At 70.2% G+C, this 19967-nt stretch carries 14 protein-coding genes; 9 read left to right on the top strand and 5 right to left on the bottom strand.

Features of this window, described 5'->3' with window-relative positions; translation table 11 throughout:
- Positions 1–11 precede the first annotated feature (11 nt).
- The 3 genes from glgB to glgX form a co-directional block, all read right to left on the bottom strand.
- A complete protein-coding gene (gene glgB, locus OVA26_RS11030; protein WP_268104104.1) occupies positions 12–2150 on the bottom strand; it encodes a 1,4-alpha-glucan branching protein GlgB in 2139 nt (712 codons plus the stop codon).
- Positions 2147–4231, bottom strand: a complete 2085-nt coding sequence (locus OVA26_RS11025; RefSeq protein WP_082450712.1) for an alpha-1,4-glucan--maltose-1-phosphate maltosyltransferase — start codon at positions 4229–4231, stop codon at positions 2147–2149. Before OVA26_RS11025 ends, glgB begins: the two co-directional genes overlap by 4 nt.
- Before the next feature lie 68 nt (positions 4232–4299).
- Positions 4300–6378: a glycogen debranching protein GlgX gene (glgX, locus tag OVA26_RS11020; RefSeq protein ID WP_268104103.1), complete on the bottom strand. Its 2079-nt coding sequence runs from the start codon at positions 6376–6378 to the stop codon at positions 4300–4302.
- Positions 6379–6424: 46 nt separating this feature from the next.
- Here glgX and OVA26_RS11015 point away from each other — a divergent pair, with 46 nt between their 5' ends.
- The 5 genes from OVA26_RS11015 to ligA all read left to right on the top strand — a co-directional run bounded on the left by OVA26_RS11015 (position 6425) and on the right by ligA (position 12648).
- Positions 6425–7609: a cysteine desulfurase family protein gene (locus OVA26_RS11015; RefSeq protein ID WP_268104102.1), complete on the top strand. Its 1185-nt coding sequence runs from the start codon at positions 6425–6427 to the stop codon at positions 7607–7609.
- A 9-nt stretch (positions 7610–7618) separates the two neighbouring features.
- Positions 7619–8716: a tRNA 2-thiouridine(34) synthase MnmA gene (gene mnmA / locus OVA26_RS11010; protein ID WP_074695086.1), complete on the top strand. Its 1098-nt coding sequence runs from the start codon at positions 7619–7621 to the stop codon at positions 8714–8716.
- A 79-nt stretch (positions 8717–8795) separates the two neighbouring features.
- Positions 8796–9254, top strand: a complete 459-nt coding sequence (locus tag OVA26_RS11005) for a carboxymuconolactone decarboxylase family protein (protein WP_056230947.1) — start codon at positions 8796–8798, stop codon at positions 9252–9254.
- Between the two features lie 38 nt (positions 9255–9292).
- On the top strand, positions 9293–10150 hold the full coding sequence (locus tag OVA26_RS11000; protein WP_268104916.1) for a sigma-70 family RNA polymerase sigma factor: 858 nt from the start codon (positions 9293–9295) through the stop codon (positions 10148–10150).
- A 50-nt stretch (positions 10151–10200) separates the two neighbouring features.
- Positions 10201–12648, top strand: coding sequence for an NAD-dependent DNA ligase LigA (gene ligA / locus OVA26_RS10995; protein ID WP_268104101.1), 2448 nt, complete (start codon positions 10201–10203; stop codon positions 12646–12648).
- 59 nt (positions 12649–12707) lie between these two features.
- On the opposite strand, the gene OVA26_RS10990 is transcribed toward ligA, so the two are convergent.
- Positions 12708–13208 carry a hypothetical protein gene (locus OVA26_RS10990; RefSeq protein ID WP_056230950.1) on the bottom strand — a complete coding sequence of 167 codons (501 nt, stop codon included), beginning with the start codon at positions 13206–13208 and terminating at the stop codon, positions 12708–12710.
- A 134-nt stretch (positions 13209–13342) separates the two neighbouring features.
- Positions 13343–15022: a long-chain-fatty-acid--CoA ligase gene (locus tag OVA26_RS10985; protein ID WP_268104100.1), complete on the bottom strand. Its 1680-nt coding sequence runs from the start codon at positions 15020–15022 to the stop codon at positions 13343–13345.
- A 61-nt stretch (positions 15023–15083) separates the two neighbouring features.
- Here OVA26_RS10985 and gatC point away from each other — a divergent pair, with 61 nt between their 5' ends.
- The 4 genes from gatC (at position 15084) to OVA26_RS10965 (ending at position 19935) form a co-directional block, all read left to right on the top strand.
- On the top strand, positions 15084–15383 hold the full coding sequence (gatC, locus tag OVA26_RS10980; RefSeq protein WP_056230955.1) for an Asp-tRNA(Asn)/Glu-tRNA(Gln) amidotransferase subunit GatC: 300 nt from the start codon (positions 15084–15086) through the stop codon (positions 15381–15383).
- Between the two features lie 64 nt (positions 15384–15447).
- Complete coding sequence (gatA, locus tag OVA26_RS10975; protein WP_056230957.1) at positions 15448–16968, top strand: Asp-tRNA(Asn)/Glu-tRNA(Gln) amidotransferase subunit GatA; 1521 nt, start codon at positions 15448–15450, stop codon at positions 16966–16968.
- Positions 16968–18485 (top strand): Asp-tRNA(Asn)/Glu-tRNA(Gln) amidotransferase subunit GatB, encoded by a 1518-nt coding sequence (gene gatB, locus OVA26_RS10970; protein WP_268104099.1) that lies wholly within the window; start codon positions 16968–16970, stop codon positions 18483–18485. Before gatA ends, gatB begins: the two co-directional genes overlap by 1 nt.
- 193 nt (positions 18486–18678) lie before the next feature.
- Positions 18679–19935 carry a DNA polymerase IV gene (locus OVA26_RS10965; RefSeq protein WP_268104098.1) on the top strand — a complete coding sequence of 419 codons (1257 nt, stop codon included), beginning with the start codon at positions 18679–18681 and terminating at the stop codon, positions 19933–19935.
- The last annotated feature ends 32 nt before the right edge of the window (positions 19936–19967 follow it).

Here is a 19967-nt window from a genome sequence, read left to right as displayed (position 1 = left end):
GACGCCCGGGGTCAGCTCCCCGAACGGTGGTGGAGCCACAGCACCCCGAGAGGGGGGAGGGTCAGCGTCGCGCTTCCGCGACCATCCGTCTGTACCGCACCGAAGTTGCCCTGCCCTGAGCCGCCGAAGGCCTCGGCGTCGCTGTTGAGGATCTCGGTCCAGGTGCCCGATTCGGGCAGGTCGAGGGGGTAATCGGTCAGCGGAACGCCCGAGAAGTTGCACACCACGGCGATCGTGTTGCCGTGGTGATCGCGACGGGCGAAAGCGAGGACGTTCGTGTTCCAGGCCGGGGCACCGAGGCGCGAGAATGCCGCGCCGTCGTGATCACGCGCCCACAGGGCCGCCTGATCCTTATAGACGCGGTTCAGCTCGGCCACGAAGGAGTGCAGCTGCGCATGCGAGGGCTGGTCGAGCATCCACCAGTCGATGCTGCGCGACTCCGACCACTCGGACATCTGCCCGAACTCCTGGCCCATGAACAGCAGTTGCTTGCCGGGGTGCCCCCACATGTACGCCAGGAACGCGCGCATGTTGGCGAGCTTTTGCCAGTGGTCGCCCGGCATGCGACCGAAGAGGCTGCCCTTGCCGTGCACGACCTCATCGTGGCTGATCGGCAGGACGAAGTTCTCGCTGAACGAGTACACGAACGAGAACGACAGCTCACCCTCGTGGTGCGAGCGGTACATGGGATCGCGCCCGATGTACTGCAGCGAGTCGTTCATCCAGCCCATGTTCCACTTGAAGCCGAAACCGAGGCCCGCGTGCGAGGTGGGAGCCGTGACGCCGGGGAAGCTCGTCGACTCCTCGGCGATCAAGGCGATACCGGGGTAGCGCTTGTACGAGGTCGCGTTCACCTCCTGCAGGAACCGGATCGCCTCGAGGTTCTCGCGACCGCCGAACTGGTTCGGCGCCCACTCGCCCTCGTTGCGCGAGTAATCGAGGTAGAGCATGGAGGCCACGGCATCCACTCGCAGACCGTCGACGTGGAACTCCTCGAACCAGTACAGCGCGTTCGCGACGAGGAAGTTACGCACCTCGTTGCGGCCGTAGTCGAAGATGAGCGTGCCCCAGTCCTTGTGCTCGCCGCGACGGGGGTCCGGGTGCTCGTACAGGGCCTCGCCGTCGAAGCGGGCGAGCGCGAAGTCGTCCTTGGGGAAGTGGCCGGGGACCCAGTCCATGATCACGCCGATGCCGGCCTGGTGCAGACGGTCGATGAGGTAGCGCAGGTCGTCCGGCGAGCCGAAACGGCTCGTCGGGGCGTAGTAACCCGACACCTGATACCCCCACGAGCCGCCGAAGGGGTGCTCGGCCAGCGGGAGGAACTCGACGTGGGTGAACCCCTGCGCGCCGACGTAGTCGATGATCTCGTCGGCCGCGTCGCGGTACGACAGCCCCTGCTTCCAGGAACCGAGGTGGAGTTCGTAGATCGACATCGGGCGGTCGATCGGCGCGGTGCGCGAGCGCTCGTCGATCCACTCGTCGTCCGCCCACGCGTAGGTCGAATCGGTGACCACGGACGCCGTGGCGGGAGGAACCTCGGCGAGTCGCGCCATGGGATCCGCCTTCTCGATCCATAGGCCGGCGCGGGTGAGGATCTCGAACTTGTAGCGCGTGCCGACGCCGATCCCGGGGACGAACAGTTCCCAGACGCCGCTGCCGCCCATCGACCGCATGGCGTGGCCGGCGCCGTCCCACCCGTTGAAGTCTCCGATGACGCGCAGGGCGCGCGCATCGGGAGCCCAGACGGTGAACGCGGTGCCCGTCGACCCGTCGAGTTCGCGCACGTGTGCACCGAGGATGCGCCAGAGCTCTTCATGACGCCCCTCGGCGATCAGGTGCAGGTCGAGCTCGCCGACGGACGGCGCGTGGCGGTACCCGTCGTCGGAGACGTGCTCCGAACCGTCGTACGACGCGCGCACCGTGTAGGCGCCAGGGTAGGCCGCGACGGGCGCCTCCCAGATCCCCCCGCGGACGTGCTCGAGGGCGACCGAGGTGCCGTCGGCCAGTTCGGCGACCACCTCGCGGGCAAGGGGCCGGCGCGAACGGATGACCCATCCCTCGCCGGTCTCGTGCACGCCGAGCACGCTGTGCGGGTCATGGTGGGCGCCGTGGGCCACGGCATCCAGGATCTCGGAGGGAAGGGAGGTCATCGGTTCTCCTTGACGTGCAGGATGTGCACCGGCTCGACGAAGGCGTCGAGGCGCACGAAGTTGTGGTCGGCCCAGGTCCAGACCTGTCCGGTGACGAGATCCTCCACCTCGTACGTGGCGCCGGGTTCGATGCCGAAGACCGTGGTGTCGAGGTGGACGGTCGTTTCACGGGCCGAGTGCGGGTCGACGTTCGCGACCACGATGATCGTGTCGCTGCGACCATCGGGCGAGAGGGCGGCGTCGAGGTGCTTGGAGTACACGAGGATGCTGTCGTCGTCGCTCCAGTGCACGCTGAGGTTGCGCAACTGCCCGAGCGCCGGATGCGCGCGCCGCGCGCCGTTCAGCATGCGCAGGTACGGCGCGAGCGAGTCACCCGCGGCTTCGGCGGCGGCCCAGTCGCGGAACTTGTACTCGTACTTCTCGTTGTCGATGTTCTCTTCGGACCCCGGACGCGCGACGTTCTCGTACAGCTCGTAGCCCGCGTAGACGCCGTAGGTGGGAGCCGCGGTGGCCGCGATGGCGGCGCGGATCTTGTACGCCGGTCGCCCGCCGAACTGAAGGTACTCGGTGAGGATGTCAGGGGTGTTGACGAAGAGGTTGGGGCGGAGGAAGTCGTCGGTCTCGTGGGCGAGACCGGTGAGGAACTCCTCGAGCTCGTCCTTCGTGTTGCGCCACGTGAAGTAGGTGTAGCTCTGCTGGAACCCCGCCATGGCCAGGCCCTGCAGCGGCGCGGGGCGCGTGAAGGCCTCGGCCAGGAACACCGCGTCGGGCTCCTCGGCGCTGACGGTCGCGATGAGCCACTCCCAGAACTGCAGGGGCTTCGTGTGCGGGTTGTCCACGCGGAAGATCGTGACGCCCTGCGCGATCCAATGGCGGACGATGCGCAGCACCTCGGCGCGGATGCCCTCGGGGTCGTTGTCGAAGTTGACCGGATAGATGTCCTGGTACTTCTTCGGGGGGTTCTCGGCGAAGGCGATCGAGCCGTCGGGGAGGGTGGTGAACCACTCCGGGTGCTCGGCGACCCACGGGTGATCGGGCGAGGCCTGCAGCGCGAGGTCGAGTGCCACCTCGATGTCGTTCTCGCGCGCGGTCCGCACGAAGGCGCGGAAGTCCTCGAGAGTGCCGAGGTCGGGGTGGACGGTGTCGTGCCCGCCTGCCGCGCCCCCGATGGCCCACGGCGAGCCGGGGTCTCCGGGCTCGGTGACGAGGGTGTTGTTCGGCCCCTTGCGGTTGGTCTGGCCGATGGGGTGGATCGGCGGCAGGTACAGCACGTCGAAGCCCATTCCGGCGACGGCCGGGAGCCGCTCGGCGGCGGTGCGGAACGTGCCGCTGACGATCGAGCCGTCCTCCGCTCGTCGTGCCCCTTCGGACCGGGGGAAGAACTCGTACCAGGCGCCGGCGCCGGCGCGCTCTCGTTCGACGAGCAGCTCGGCATCCCGCCCGACAGAGACCAGGCCCATCATGGGGCGGGCCTCGAACAGCGCCGCGATCTCGGGGTCGCGGACGATCTGGAGCGCGGTGTCGTCGTGCACGTCGGGATCGCGCAGGGCGCGGGCGGCGTCGTACAGGCGGTCCTTGTCGGTGCCGGGCCGCTTCTTCTCGCCGCGCGCCCGATCGAAGAGCTGCGCGCCCATCTCTCGCATGAGGGCGACATCGACGCCCGCCGCGATCTTGACCTCGGCGGCGTGCTCCCACGTCGCGAAGTCGTCGGCGAAGGATTCGAAACGGAACCGCCAGACGCCCTGCTCGAGCGGAGCGACGAGCGTCGACCAGCGATCGAAGCCGTCGTTGAGGGGACTCAGGCGGTGCAGCGATTCGTCGCCGGACGGCGAGAACAGGCGCACCTGCACGCCGATGCGGTCGTGGCCCTCGCGGAACGCTGTCACGGTGAACGGCACGGCCTCACCGACGTACGCGGAGGGGCGGAATCTGCCGCCGGGCACGCTCGGGTGCGGGAGCGCCAGCGGGATGCGCGGGGTGACCACGCTGCGCGAGGTGGGCGTCGGCTTGACCGGACGCACGGGAATCGAGGCGGCGCTGCGCCAGGGCAGCTCGGGCGAGGGAGTCGTCGTGGTGGCCACGGTCCGAACCTATCGCGGGCCACCGACGTTCCCGTACGGTTTCGCCCGGCCTTGACAGCGGGGCTGGATCAGTCGACGCGGAACAGTCGCATCGAGGCGCCGGCGAGGGGGACGACGTCTCCGGGCGCGAAGCGCTCCTCGTCATCGGACGGCGTCTCGTCGGCGCTCGACCAGAGCGAGACGTAGACCGCGTCCTCGAGATCGGGCAGGACGATCTCGGTGGCGTCCTCGGTGCCGTGGATCACGAGGAGGACGCGGTTCGGGTCCTCTTCTTCGGGCGTCGAGGTCGCGAGGTACTGCAGGGTCCGGTGCGCCGGGTCGTTCCAGCGCTCGCTCGACATCGTCTCGCCGTTCTCGTCGAACCACTCCATGACCGAGGCCGAGGGGATCACCTCGCCGAGCCGGGCGAAGCGCTGGGGCCGCAGCGCGGGATTGTCGCGGCGCAGCCGCAGGAGGCGCTGCGTGTGCGCGAACAGGTGCTCCTGCCACGGGGCGAGGTCCCACGACAGCCAGGTGAGCGCGGAATCGTGGCAGTAGGCGTTGTTGTTGCCGCGCTGCGTGCGTCCCATCTCGTCGCCGGCGGTGATCATCGGCACTCCCGCCGACAACAGCAGCGTGCCCATGAGGTTGCGCATGGCCTTGCGGCGGGTGGCGAGCACGCGTTCGTCGGTGGTGCGACCTTCGGCGCCGTGGTTGAACGAGCGGTTGGTGTCGGCGCCGTCGCGGTTCTGCTCGCCGTTGCCGAGGTTGTGCTTGACGTCGTACGAGACGAGGTCGCGCAGGGTGAACCCGTCGTGCGCGGTGACGAAGTTGACGCTCGCGAGGGGCCCGCGGTCTTCGGAGAAGGTGTTCGACGATCCCGCCAGACGCGTGGCGAAGCCGCCGATCCCGACCGGGGCGGTGGCCGCGCGCCGGGCGTAGTCGATGTCGCTCAGCCAGAAATTGCGCACCCGATCGCGGTAGCGGTCGTTCCACTCCAGCCAGCCCTCGCCGAAGTTGCCGGTCTGCCAGCCGCCCATGCCGACGTCCCAGGGTTCGGCGATCAGCTTGGTGCCCGACAGCGCGGCACCCTCTCGGATGGCCCTGAGGAGCGGGTGATCGGGCGTGAAGGAGTGGTTCTCGTCGCGGCCGAGGGTGACGGCGAGATCGAAGCGGAAGCCGTCGATCTGCACCTCGTCGCTCCAGTACCGCAACGAGTCGAGGATGAGTCGTGCCGCGGCATCCGTCGAGGTGTTCACCGCGTTGCCGCAGCCGGTCTCGTCGATGTACGCGCCCTCGGCGGTCTGGCGGTAGTAGGCCTTGTTGTCGATGCCGCGCAGGCTCGTGCGCGGCCCCCCGATGCCTTCTTCGGCGGTGTGGTTGTAGACGACGTCGAGCAGCACCTCGAGGCCGGCCTCGTGTAGGAGCTTCACCATTCCCTTGAACTCGCGCAAAACGGCCTCGGGACCCTCGGCGCGGCTGGCGGCCGTGGCATACGGCGCGTGCGGGGTGAAGAAGTTGAGCGAGTTGTAGCCCCAGTAGTTCGACAGGCCCAGCTGCAGCAGGCGAGGCTCGGTGGCGAAGGCGTGGACCGGAAGCAGCTCGACGCTGGTGACGCCGAGGGAGAGCAGGTGATCGATCATCGCGGGGTGCGCCAGTCCCGCGTACGTGCCGTGCAGAGCGGGCGGAATGAAGGGATGCCGCTTGGTGAGGCCCTTGACATGTCCCTCGTAGATGACCGTGCGGTCCATCGGCACGCGGGGCTTGGTGGAGGTGCCCCAGTCGAAAGAGCCGTCGACGACCACGGAGCGCCAGTCGCCGTAGCTGACCGAGACGAGCCCCCGCGAGTACGGCTCGATCAGGAGCGACTGCGGGTTGAACGTGTGTCCGGGGCCGTGCGGCCCTCCGACGCGGATCGCGTATCGCGCGCCGGGTCGCAGCAGGGGAGTGGTGGCCTCGAACACGCCCCCGCCCACGGGGGTCATGGTGATGGTCTCGGTCGCCCAGTCGAGGTCGACGTCGTCGAAGACGAGCACTTGCATCGCGTCGGCGGAACCCGACCAGACGCGCAGGGTGCCCCCGTCGGGGCCGAGCCGCACGCCCAGATCGTCGAGCGACGAGCGGAGCAGGGCGGGGCGGGCGGGCAGGACAGTCTCGGGTCGGACCATGCGTCTTAGGGTAGTGAAAGGCGCTGGAGATACCGGGAGGGCGAGGATGCGGGTGTACCTCGATCACGCGGCGACCACCCCGTTGCGCCCGGAGGCGCGAGAGGCGTGGCTCGCCGCCCACGACGTGCTCGGCAACCCGTCGTCGATCCACGGCGCCGGTCAGGACGCGCGTCGCCTGCTCGAGGACGCTCGCGAGGCTCTCGCGACCGTGCTCGGGTGCCAGCCGATCGAGGTCGTCTTCACGTCCGGCGGCACCGAGGCGGCCAATCTCGCGCTGAAGGGCCTGTGGTGGTCGCGCTCCGCCGACGCCGACGCGATCGTGCTCCCCGACGGCGAGCACCACGCCACGCTCGATGCGGTGGGGTGGCTGTCCTCGACGCAGGATGCGCATGTGCGCCCGGTACCCCTCGATCCGCTCGGCCGCATCGACGCGGAGGCGTTCTCTGCGGCTCTTCCGGGAGCCGCCCTCGCGACGGCGCTCGTCGCGAGCAACGAGGTCGGAACGATCCAGGATGCCGCCGACCTCGCGCAGCGCGCGCTCGACGCCGGGGTGCCCCTGCACCTCGACGCCGTGTCGGCGCTCGGCCAGATCCCCGTGCCGTTCTCGGCGTGGCGGGGCTCGGGGAGCGCGCCCTCGGGCCTCGTGGCGATGTCGGTCTCGGCGCACAAGGTCGGCGGTCCCGTCGGCGTTGGCGCAGCGGTCGTCTCGCGACACGCCCGGCTCACGCCTCTCGTCCACGGCGGCGGCCAGCAGCGGAGCCTCCGCGCCGGGACGCAGGACGTCGCGGGCGCCTCCGCCTTCGCGGCGGCCCTCACGGCGGTCGAGGCCGAGCGCCACGGCGAGGCGGAGCGGCTCGCCGCACTCCGCGATCGCCTGGTGACCGGCATCCTCTCGTCCATCCCTTCCGCCCGGCTGCTCGGGCACCGGACCGAGCGTCTGCCCGGCAACGCGCACGTGCTGTTCCCGGATGCCGCGGGCGAGACGCTCCTGTTCCTGCTCGACATGGAGCAGATCGCCGTGTCGACGGGGTCGGCGTGCCAGGCCGGCGTGGCGGAGCCGTCGCACGTGGTGCTCGCTCTCGGGCTCGACGATCGCGCGGCGCGATCGGTGCTGAGATTCACCCTCGGACACACCTCCACGGACGCCGACGTCGACGCCGTTCTCACCCGTCTCCCCGACGCGTACGCCCGGGCCGTGGCATCCGGCGCCCGTTCAGACCGACGTTCGTAGACTGGGACGATGCGAGTTCTTGCGGCGATGAGCGGTGGAGTCGACTCCGCGGTGGCTGCGGCCCGCGCGGTCGAGGCGGGTCACGACGTGGTCGGCGTGCACCTGGCGCTCTCGCGTGCCGGGGGAACGCTCCGCGCCGGCAGCCGCGGCTGCTGCACGATCGAAGACGCGATGGACGCCCGCCGTGCCGCCGACAAGCTCGGCATGCCCTTCTACGTCTGGGACTTCTCGGAGCGCTTCCGCGACGACGTGATCGACGACTTCGTCGCGGAGTACCGCGCCGGGCGCACGCCCAACCCCTGTATGCGCTGCAACGAGAAGATCAAGTTCGCGGCCCTCCTCGAGCGGGCCCTCGAACTCGGCTTCGACGCCGTCTGCACCGGCCACTACGCCACTCTCGTCGACACGCCCGGGGGGCGCGAGCTGCACCGCGCCTCCGACAACGCCAAGGACCAGTCGTACGTGCTGGGTGTGCTCACCGCTGAGCAGCTCGCGCACACCTACTTCCCGCTCGGGTCCACCCCGTCGAAGGCGCTCGTGCGCGCCGAGGCGGAGGAGCGCGGGTTGTCCGTGGCGCAGAAGCCCGACAGCCATGACATCTGTTTCATCCCCGACGGTGACACGCGCGGCTGGCTCGCCGACAAGGTGGGTGCCGAGCGCGGCGAGATCCTCGACCGTACGGGAGCCGTGGTCGGCACGCACGAGGGGGCGCACGCCTTCACCGTGGGGCAGCGCCGCGGCTTGCAGCTCGGGGTTCCCGCGGCCGATGGCAAGCCCCGCTTCGTGCTCGAAGTGCGTCCCATCACCAACTCCGTGGTCGTCGGGCCGAAAGAGGCGCTCGCGTGCTCCGAGATCGCGGGGGAGCGCTACACCTGGGCCGGACGCGCACCCGAGGGCGAGCGCTTCGACTGCGACGTGCAGATCCGCGCGCACGCGGACCCCGTGCCCGCCGTCGCCGAGTTCGTCGACGGCGTGCTGACGGTGCGTCCCGAGACGCCTTTCGACGGGGTCGCCCCCGGGCAGACCGCTGTGCTCTACGACGGCACGCGCGTGCTCGGACAGTTCACGATCGACCGGACGGTGTCGGCGGTCCCGGTCGAGGCCTGAGGCCCGTCACACTCCGCCGTCGCCGTTCGACTCCTCTGGTGGACGCGATTTTCGCGTCCCCTACCGCGAGGAGTCCCCGATGACCCGTATCGACCTGTCCCGCACCAACCGCGGCGGTTACGCCGCCGTCCTCGCGCTCGAGGGGTATGCGCGCACCCACGTCGACAAGACCCTCTACGAGTTGCTCAAACTGCGGGCGTCGATCCTCAACGGGTGCGGGTTCTGCGTCGACATGCACGCCACCGCGGCGGCCGCGCACGGCGTCCCCGCGCGGACGCTCCACGCCGTCGCGGCCTGGCACCACGCCGGCGACCTCCTCGACGACCGGCAACGCGCGGTACTCGCCCTCACCGATGCCGTGACCCTCGTCGGGCCGGAGAGCGTGACCGACGAGGTGTGGGAGCGCGCGGCCGCGTTCTTCTCGGAGAAGGAGCTCGGCTCCCTCGTGGTCGCCATCGCGACGATCAACGTGTGGAACCGCATCGCCCTGGCGACGGGGATGACCCCGCCGGTCGATGCCGCCCACCCCGTCGCATGAGCGTCGCCCGTCCTGCCGGTAGCCTCGGCGAGGTGACGATGGCCAGCCTCGCGTGGAGCACGGAGCGGGACCGACTCGTGGGGATCGCCTATCGGATGCTCGGAGACTTCGGCGCCGCGGAGGACGTCGTCTCGGACGTCGCCCTCGACGCACTGCGGGCGGAGGGCGACGGCGATGAGGTGCGCTCGTGGGCGGCCTGGCTGACGACGGTCTGCGTCAGACGATCCATCGACCAGTTGCGTCGAGTGCAGGCCGCTCGCGAGGATTATCCGGGGCCGTGGTTGCCGGAGCCGGTCGCCACCGAGCGTCTGCCCGACGACGTGGTGGCGGACCGCGAGATGCTGTCGCTGGCGGTCCTGCACCTCGCGGAGCAGCTGGACCCCGCGGCTCGTGCGTCGGTGGTGTTGCATCGGGCGTTCGGGATGACGTCCGTCGAGATCGCGGAAATCCTCGATCGCTCACCCGCGTCGGTGCGCCAGCTGATCTCGCGGGGAGAAAGGAGGCTTCAGCTGCGCGCCGAGCCGTCGTCGTCAGGCGCCGACCGCGGGGCTGTCCGCGCTCTCGTCGCCGCGATCGAGACCGGAGACGTCGCGGGCGTGGCGGGCATCCTCACCGATGACGCGATCCTCTGGGCGGACGGAGGCGGGCGGGTCAAGAGCGCGCTCAACCCCATCTTCGGCGCCGAGAGGATCGTCCGCTTCTTCGCCGGAATCCTCGAGAAGGCGGCCGCAGCCGGAGCCGTGATCTCGGCGCGGCAGGTGGACGTCAATGGCGAGATCGGGCTCTCGCTCTCGGTGGGCGCCGTCACGGACGTCATCTCGCTGGAGATGAGGGGTGGGCTCGTCGCCGGCGTCCGACGGATATCGAACCCCGACAAGCTCTGGAGGGCGTGGTGAGCGGCGACCCGCCCGCGGCCGATGTCGGAACCCCTCCCTAAGCTGGATGCGTGACCGAGCACGATCAGCTTCCCGACCTCACCCTCGACGAGGCGCGCGCCGAGGCCGCGGACCTCAGCCAGCGGATCGTCGGTGCGCGCGACGCGTACTACGGCCGAGACGCCGAGGTCGTCGACGACGCGACGTACGACGGATGGATGCACCGGCTCGAGGCCCTCGAGCGTCTGCACCCCGAACTCCAGGGGCAGGACAGCCCGACCCTGTCGGTGGGAGCCGCCGAGGCCACCGACCTCGCGACGATCGAGCACGCCGAGCGCATGCTCAGCCTCGACAACGTCTTCTCGCCCGAAGAGCTGCGCGATTGGGCCGTCAAGACCGAGGCCGCCGCGGGGCGCGCGGTGCACTGGCTCAGCGAGCTCAAGATCGACGGACTGGCCATCAGCCTGCGCTACGAGAACGGCGTGCTCACCTCCGCCGCGACCCGCGGCGACGGTCGGGTCGGAGAAATCGTCACCGAGAACGCCCTGCGTCTCGCCGACATCCCGCACGAGCTCGCGGGAGAGGGGCACCCGCCGATCGTGGAGGTGCGCGGAGAGGTCTTCATCCCCGTCGCGAAATTCGAGAACCTCAACCGACTCCAGGGCGAGTTCCGCGAGCGGGCGCTGGCCGAGGCTCGAGAGCGGGCCGCCGGCCGACGTGGGGGCCGCGCCTTCGACCAAGAGAAGGCCGAGATCGCGGCGGCTCGACGCTTCCCCGCGTTCGCGAATCCCCGCAACGCGGCTAGCGGCGGACTGCGTCAGCAGATCGAGAAGAAGACGGGCCTCGAACTCGAGGCCGGTCTCGCGCGCATCGACTCCCTCAAGCTCTACGTGCACGGCATCGGTGCGTGGCAGAAGCCTCCCGTGGCCGCACAGAGCGAGATCTACGACCTGCTGGCGTCGTGGGGACTGCCCACCTCGCCGTACAGCCGCGTCGAGTCGACGATCGACGGCGTCCTGGCCTTCGTCGCGCACCACGGCGAGCATCGTCACGACGTGGAGCACGAGATCGACGGCGTCGTCGTCAAGGTCGACGAACTCGCCCTGCACGACGAGCTCGGTGCCACGAGTAGAGCGCCGCGATGGGCGATCGCGTACAAGTACCCTCCCGAGCAGGTGAACACGAAGCTGCTCGACATCGTGGTGTCCGTCGGCCGCACCGGACGGGCAACCCCCTTCGCGGTCATGGAACCCGCGAAGGTCGCCGGCAGTGTCGTGCGCCAGGCCACCTTGCACAACCAGGACGTCGTCAAGGTCAAGGGCGTGCTGATCGGCGACACGGTCGTGCTGCGCAAGGCCGGCGACGTCATCCCCGAGGTCCTCGGTCCGGTGGTCGAGCTGCGCGACGGCAGCGAACGCGCGTTCGTCATGCCGGCGGACTGCCCCGAGTGCGGGACGCCGCTGCGCCCCGCGAAAGAGGGCGACATCGACCTGCGGTGCCCGAACGCGCGCTCGTGCCCCGCCCAGGTGCGCGGTCGTGTGGAGCACATCGGGTCCCGCGGAGCGCTCGACGTCGAGGCCCTGGGAGAAGTCACCGCCGCGGCCCTCACCCAGCCCGAGGTGCCCGACCGGCCGCCGCTCGACACCGAGGCGGGGCTCTTCGACCTGACGGTCGACCAGCTCGTGCCGATCGAGGTCGTCGTGCGCGACTCCGAGACGGGGGAGCGCAAGGTCGATCCCGATACCGGCGAGCTCGTGCGACGACTGCCGTTCCAGAAGCTGTCGCCGGCGTCGTACCCGCCGGGCACCGAGGACCTCGACCCGGCCGAGCGCCGCCGCCGCGGCATCCGCAAGGACTATCGGCAGGTCCTGCCGTCCGAGCAGGCGACCAAGCTCATCGCCGAGCTCGACAAGGCGAAGACCAAAGACCTCTGGCGGTTGCTCGTCTCGCTGAACATCCGGCACGTCGGTCCGGTCGCGGCCCGGGCCCTCGCCCAATGGTTCGGCTCGCTCGAGGCCATTCGAGCGGCCTCGCGCGAAGAACTCGCGGCCGTCGAGGGTGTCGGCGGCATCATCGCCGACGCCGTCATCGATTGGTTCGACGTGGAGTGGCACCGCGAGATCGTCGACCGCTGGGCAGCCGCGGGGGTGCGCTTCACGATCCCCGGCCATCCCGGACCCGGGGCGGCGGCCGCTGCGGGCGGGGTCCTCGCGGGCCTCACGGTGGTGGCGACCGGATCACTCGAGGGCTACACCCGCGAGGGGGCGCAAGAAGCCATCCTCTCGGCCGGCGGCAAGGCGGCATCGAGCGTGTCGAAGAAGACGGACTTCGTGGCGGCGGGCCCGGGGGCCGGATCCAAGCTCGCGAAGGCCGAGGAGCTCGGACTGAGAATCCTGGATGCCGCGCAGTTCCGCATCCTCGTCGAGCAGGGCCCCGCGGCACTCGACGCGGCGACGGGCGACACCTCAGCCGACGCCGACATCGACGCCGCCGCGGAAGAGACCGCCGCCGACGACTGATCGAACAACGGAAGGGCGGGGGCCGAGGCCCCCGCCCTTCCGTTCGTTCTCGGTATCTGTCAGCCGGCGCAGACCGTGGCGGCCTCCGTGAAGCTCGCCTGCAGAGTGCTCACCTGGCCGCTCAGGCCGCTGGCCTTCGACGGGTCGGCGACGACGGTCTCGAGGAACGCGGCGTAGTCGTTGAGAGCGCCGCTGGCCTTCTTGGCCGCGGGCGCGACCTCCGCGTTGGTGATCGAGTCGAACTGCGTGCCGACGTCGGACGCGAGCTTCTTGAACGCCGCCAACGTCGCCTGCGGGTCGGAGCTGTCGACCGTGCTGCCCGCACCGCTGACCTCCTGGAACTGCGTCCGGACGATGTCGCAGGCGTCGGCCTTCGACTGATCCCCGGCGGGTGCGGCGGGCGACGCGGGCGCGGTGGTCTCCTGCGTCGTCGTGGTGCCGCTGTCGGTCATGCTGTCGTCGCTCGACTCCGCGGTGTTGCTGGCACCGCCGGAGCAGCCGGCGAGAAGAAGCAGCGCGGAGGCTGCGACGAGAGCGAACGGAGTGCGCTTGATGATCATGTGATTCCCCCCAAAGGTCACACCCGGGCACGACGCGGCCCGGAATGCCCCCACGCTACCGAGCGCACGCGTGCACCGACCAATTCGGCCCCGGGTCTTGCGCGCCGAGGTCTGCGTGTAGCAGGGCGGTGGCGTCAGTCGGCGAGCAGGCGGTCGCGCACCTGACGTCGGAGCACCTTACCGATGAGCGAGCGGGGCAGTTCATCGACGACGACGATCTGCTTCGGAACCTTGTAGGGCGTCAGGATGCCGCGCGCGAAGGCCCGCACGGCTTCGGCGTCGAACTCGCCGGGGGTCGAGGGCACGACCGCGGCGACGACCTCTTCACCCGAGTGCTCGCTCGGAAGGCCGACCACGGCGACATCGGCGATCGAGGGGTGCTGGCGCAGGACGTTCTCGACCTCGGTGGGGGCGACGTTGAAGCCTCCCGTGATGATGAGCTCTTTGATGCGGTCGACGATCCGCACGAAACCGCCGTCGTCGATCGTCACGATGTCACCGGTGCGGAACCACCCGTCGACGAAGACCGCGTCGGTCTCCTCGGGCTTGCCGTAGTAGCCGGAGAAGACCTGCGGGCCGCGGACGAGGAGTTCACCGCGCTCGACGTCCGTGCGCGGGTCGTCGGGGTCGACGACCCGGCACTCGGTGCCGGGCAGGGGGAGGCCGACGGTCCCCGCGACGCGGTTGTCGGCGACGGGGTTGGCCATCAGCACGGGGGAGCACTCGCTCAGGCCGTAGCCCTCGACGAGATAGCCTCCGGTGGCTTCCTCGAACGGCACGACGAGATCGTGCGGGAGGGCCATCGCGCCCGAGATCGCGACGTCGGTACCGGTCAGCGAAACGCCCTTCTCGGTCGCCGCGGCGAGCAGCCGCTCGGCGATCGGGGGGACGAGGGGGAGGAAGGTCGCGGGGTGCTTCTTCGTCACGGCGAGCACGAGGTCGGGATCGAACTTGGGGAAGAGGACGAGACGCGCGCCCATCGACATCGCGAAGGTCAGGCACAGGGTCAGCCCGTACGCGTGGAACATCGGCAGCACGGCGTAGACGACGCACCCCTCGCCGCGGACGATCTGCGGCACCCAGGCGCGGGCCTGAGCGGCATTGGCGAGCAGGTTCGCGTGCGTGAGCATCGCCCCCTTGGGGGTGCCGGTCGTCCCGCTCGTGTACTGGATGATCGCCAGGTCGGTCGACCCCGGTCGCGGGTGCGACGAGGGGAGGGGCGCGTGACGCACCAGGTCGGCCCAGTCGGCGGCATCCTGGGCCTTCGTCGTCAGAGCCGCGCGGGCCTCTCGCGCCTTCGCGAGGGGCAGGCGGAGGGCGAGTCGGGTCAGCAGGGGCATGGCGGTGGTCACGTCGACCGAGATGAGCGTGTCGACCGTCAGGTCGGCCGGGAACTCCTGGATCGTGGCGACGACTTTGCTCCACACGATCGCGTGCTTCGCACCGTGGTCCTCGAACTGCTTGCGCAGCTCCCGCGGGGTGTAAAGGGGATTGTGCTCGACCACGACGGCGCCCAGGCGCAGGACCGCGTAGAACGCCACGATGTGCTGCGGGCAGTTGGGCAGCACGATCGCGACCGGGTCTCCCGCTTTCACCCCGCGCTCGGCGAGGGCTCCCGCCACGCGGGCGATGTCGGCGGCCATCTCGGCGTACGTCGTCTCGCGGCCGAAGAACTGCAGGGCCGGGGCTTCGGGGTAGTCGCGCACCGAGGCGTCGACGATGTCGACGAGCGAGCCGCTCTGGGGGTCCAGGTCTTCGGGGACACCCGGGGCGTAGCTCGAGGTCCAGGGCCGCGGGGGATCGAAGCTCGTCACCCCGTCAGCCTAGAGGTGGTGCTCGGCGGGGACAGGACCGCGCGCGAACTAGACTTGCGGGGTGTCTGAAATCACTCCTGATCTCGTGCGCCATCTCGGTGTGCTCGCCCGGATCCAGTTGAGCGACGAGGAGGTCCAAAGCCTCACCGGCCAGCTGGATGCCATCGTCGACAACATCGCGAAGGTGTCCGAGGTGGCGACCCCCGAGGTCGTCGCCACGAGCCACCCGATCCCGCTCGAGAACGTCTTCCGCCCCGACGTCGTGCAGCAGCAGCTCACGCGCGAGCAGGTGCTGCAGAACGCCCCCGACCAGGCCGACGGCCGATTCCGCGTGACCGCGATCCTGGGAGAAGAGCAGTGATGCGCACCGTGCCGACCGATTTCCGGGGAGTCTCCACCTCCGACGCGACCAAGGAGCAGGGACGATGACCGATCTGACCCGCCTCACCGCCGCCGACCTGGCCTCCGCGCTCTCGAGCAAAGAGGTGTCGAGCGTCGAGGCCACGCAGGCCCACCTCGACCGCATCGCGGCCGTCGACGGCGACGTGCACGCGTTCCTGCACGTGAGCGACCACGCCCTCGAGGTCGCGGCCGACATCGACCGCCGCCGCGCGGCGGGCGAGCAGCTGCACGAACTCGCCGGCGTTCCGCTCGCGGTCAAGGACGTGCTCGTCACCACCGACATGCCCTCCACGAGCGGATCGAAGATCCTCGAGGGCTACATGTCGCCCTACGACGCCACGGTCGTCGCGCGCTCGCGCGCCGCGGGCCTGGTGCCGCTCGGCAAGACCAACATGGACGAGTTCGCGATGGGCTCCTCCACCGAGTTCTCGGCGTACGGCCCCACCCGCAACCCGTGGGACCTCGACCGCATCCCCGGCGGCTCGGGAGGCGGGTCGGCTGCGGCCGTCGCGGCCTTCGAGGCGCCGCTGGCCCTCGGCTCCGACACGGGCGGCTCGATCCGTCAGCCCGCGCACGTCACCGGCACGGTCGGCGTCAAGCCCACCTACGGTGGAGTGAGCCGTTACGGCGCGATCGCCCTGGCATCCAGCCTCGATCAGGTCGGCCCGGTCACCCGCACCGTGCTCGACGCGGGCCTGCTCCACGACGTCATCGGCGGACACGACGCGAACGACTCGACCTCGCTGTCCGACGCGTGGCCCTCGTTCGCTGCCGCGGCTCGCGAGGGTGCGACCGGCGAGGTCCTGAAGGGCCTCAAGATCGGCGTCATCCGCGAGCTCGACGACCGCGGCTTCCAGAAGGGCGTGTCGGACTCGTTCCGCGCGTCGCTGGCGGCCATGGAGGCGCAGGGCGCCGAGATCGTCGAGATCAGCGCCCCGCACTTCGAGTACGGCGTCGCCGCGTACTACCTGATCCTCCCCGCCGAGGCCTCGAGCAACCTCGCGAAGTTCGACTCGGTGCGCTTCGGCATGCGCGTGAACCCGCAGGGCGCCGCCACCGTCGAGAACGTCATGGCCGCCACGCGCGACGCGGGCTTCGGCCCCGAGGTCAAGCGCCGCATCATCCTCGGCACCTACGCCCTCTCGGCCGGATACTACGACGCCTACTACGGCAGCGCGCAGAAGGTCCGCACGCTCATCCAGCACGATTTCGACGCCGCGTTCTCGCAGGTCGACGTCATTGCGACGCCGTCCGCGCCGACTACGGCCTTCCGCCTCGGCGAGAAGATCGACGACCCGCTGCAGATGTATCTCAACGACGTCACCACGATCCCCGCGAACCTCGCGGGCGTGCCCGGCATCTCGGTGCCGAGCGGTCTCGCCGCAGAGGACGGCCTGCCCGTCGGCATCCAATTCCTCGCCCCCGCTCGCGAGGACGCCCGCCTCTACCGTGTCGGTGCGGCCCTCGAAGCGCTGCTCGTCGACCAGTGGGGTGCCCCGCTGCTCGACAAGGCCCCCTCTCTCACGAACGGAGCGTCGCTCTGATGGCGAAAGATGCCCTGATGGACTTCGACGAGGCGCTCGAGATGTTCGAGCCCGTCCTCGGTTTTGAGGTGCACGTCGAGCTCAACACCGCGACCAAGATGTTCTCGGCCGCGCCCAACCCCGCCAACGAGGCCCACCACGGTGCCGAGCCGAACACGCTCGTCGCCCCGGTCGACATGGGCCTTCCGGGCGCTCTGCCGGTGGTGAACGCCGAGGCCATCCGGTCGTCGATCAGCCTGGGCCTCGCCCTCGGTTGCTCGATCGCCCCGTCCAGCCGTTTCGCGCGGAAGAACTACTTCTACCCCGACCTCGGCAAGAACTACCAGATCTCGCAGTACGACGAGCCGATCGCCTTCGAGGGCTCGGTCGAGGTCGAGCTCGAGGACGGCACCATCGTGACCGTGCCGATCGAGCGCGCGCACATGGAAGAAGACGCCGGCAAGCTCACCCACATGGGCGGGGCGACCGGTCGCATCCAGGGTGCGGAGTACTCGCTGGTCGACTACAACCGCGCCGGCGTCCCGCTCGTCGAGATCGTCACGAAGCCGATCTTCGGTGCCGAGCACTCGGCGCCTGCACTGGCGAAGGCCTACGTCGCGACGATCCGCGACATCGTGCGCGGCCTCGGAATCTCGGAGGCCAAGCTCGAGCGCGGAAACCTCCGCTGCGACGCCAACGTCTCGCTGCGCCCGCGCGGCCAGGAGAAGCTCGGCACCCGCACCGAGACCAAGAACGTCAACTCGATGCGTTCGGTCGAGCGTGCGGTGCGCTACGAGATCCAGCGTCAGGCCGCGATCCTCGCCAAGGGCGGGACCATCACGCAAGAGACCCGTCACTGGCACGAGGACACCGGTCGCACGTCTCCGGGGCGCCCGAAGTCGGATGCCGACGACTACCGTTACTTCCCCGAGCCCGACCTGCTGCCGGTGGTGCCCGCGCCCGAGCTGATTGAGGAGCTGCGCGCCGCGCTCCCCGAGCCGCCCGCGGCCCGTCGTCGTCGGCTCAAGGGCGAGTGGGGCTTCACCGATCTCGAGTTCCAGGACGTCGCCAACGGCGGCCTGCTCGACGCGGTGGCCGACACGATCGCCGCGGGAGCCGCTCCCGCCTCGGCTCGCAAGTGGTGGACGGGTGAGATCACCCGCGTCGCGAACGCGCAGGAGCGCGACGCGGCCGACCTTGTCTCTCCCGAGAACGTCGCCGCTCTGCAGAAGCTGATCGACGCCGGCACCCTCACCGACAAGCTCGCGCGCCAGGTGCTCGAGGGCGTCATCGCCGGAGAGGGCACCCCGCAAGAGGTCGTCGACGCCCGGGGTCTCGCCGTGGTCTCGGACGACGGGGCGCTCATCGCCGCGATCGACGAGGCCCTCGTCGCCCAGCCCGACGTGCTCGCCAAGATCCGCGACGGCAAGGTGCAGGCCGCCGGCGCCGTCATCGGCGCGGTCATGAAGGCGATGAAGGGCCAGGCCGACGCCGCGCGCGTGCGCGAACTCGTGCTGGAGCGCGCCGCCGCTCTGTAATCGACACCGGATGCCACGGCACCGCGCCCCGCGAGGGGTGGGGCCGTGGCATCCGTCGTTCCCGGCCCGGGGCGTGTACACAGCCTCGGCGGTTGACGCGAGATTCGCGAGACGACGGTCGAGGATGCGCGGATCGCTGACCTCGCGCGGGCGCCGAGGACCGATGTCGGAGGTCCGGGGGAGAATGGATGCCATGGGACGAGGTGACGGAACGGGGCGCATCGTCTCGCGCCCCGACGCCGATGACACGGGCACGGGCATCCTGCACGTCGACATGGACGCCTTCTTCGCCTCGGTGGCCGTGCTCGACGATCCCTCTCTCGCGGGCAAGCCGCTCATCATCGGCGGGTCCGAGGGGCGCGGCGTCGTCTCGAGCGCTTCGTACGAGGCCCGCCGCTACGGCGTGAAGTCGGCGATGCCGGTCGCGATCGCCCTGCGGATGTGCCCGACCGCGATCGTCGTCAACCCGCCCTACCACCGCTACACCGAGATGTCGCGGCAGGTCATGGCGATCTTCCACGACGTCACCCCGCTGGTCGAACCCCTCTCGATCGACGAGGCGTTCCTCGACGTCCGCGGTGCGCGGCGGCTGTGGGGGAGCCCCGGCACGATCGCGCGGGACCTGAGGGCTCGGGTGAAGGCCGAGACCGGGCTGACCTGCAGCATCGGAGTCGCCGCGACCAAGCACGTCGCAAAGATGGCCTCCACGATCTCCAAGCCCGACGGGCTGCTCGTGGTGGCCGAGGCCGACACCGAGGCGTTCCTTCGCCCGCGTTCGGTGCGGGCGCTGTGGGGAGTGGGTCCCAAGGCCGCCGAGGCGCTCGAGTCTCGCGGCATCCGGCTCATCTCCGACATCCTCGACACCCCGCGGCCTGCGCTCGAGCGGGTGCTCGGTCCCGCAATGGGCGAGCGCATCTGGCATCTGTCACGCGGCATCGACGCCCGCGAGGTACACACGGGGCGCTCCGAGAAGAGCGTCGGTCATGAAGAGACGTTCCACACCGACATCTCCGACACCCGCACGCTGCACGTCGAGCTCCGCCGCCTCGCCGATCGCGTGGGAGCGCGCCTGCGCGCGCAGCAGTACGAGGCGTCGACGATCTCGATCAAGGTGCGCTTCTCCGACTTCACCACGCTCAGCCGTTCGCGCACGCTGCCCGAACCGACCTCGGTCGGCCAGCGCATCGGCGACGCGGCCATCGAGCTGTTCGACGGGATCGATCGACGCCAGGCCGTTCGCCTGGTCGGCGTGCGGGGCGAGAAGCTCAAGCCGGCGGCGATCGCGGCCACCCTGTGGGATGACGACGCCGAATGGCGCCGCGTCGAGGGAGCGCTCGACGACGCCACCACTCGCTTCGGCCGAGGGGCCGTCACCCGTGGATCGCTGCTCGGGCCGTCGCGCGGTGGGGGAGCCCTGCCCACGAACCCACGGCCGTCGTACGACCACTGACACGCCGGTCCCGGTCGCGCAACGCCCCTCGA

The sequence above is a fragment of the Microbacterium sp. SL62 genome (assembly GCF_026672635.1).
In the GTDB taxonomy this organism is placed as follows: Bacteria; Actinomycetota; Actinomycetes; order Actinomycetales; family Microbacteriaceae; genus Microbacterium; species Microbacterium testaceum_A.
This window is presented reverse-complemented; position numbering and strand designations above follow the sequence as displayed.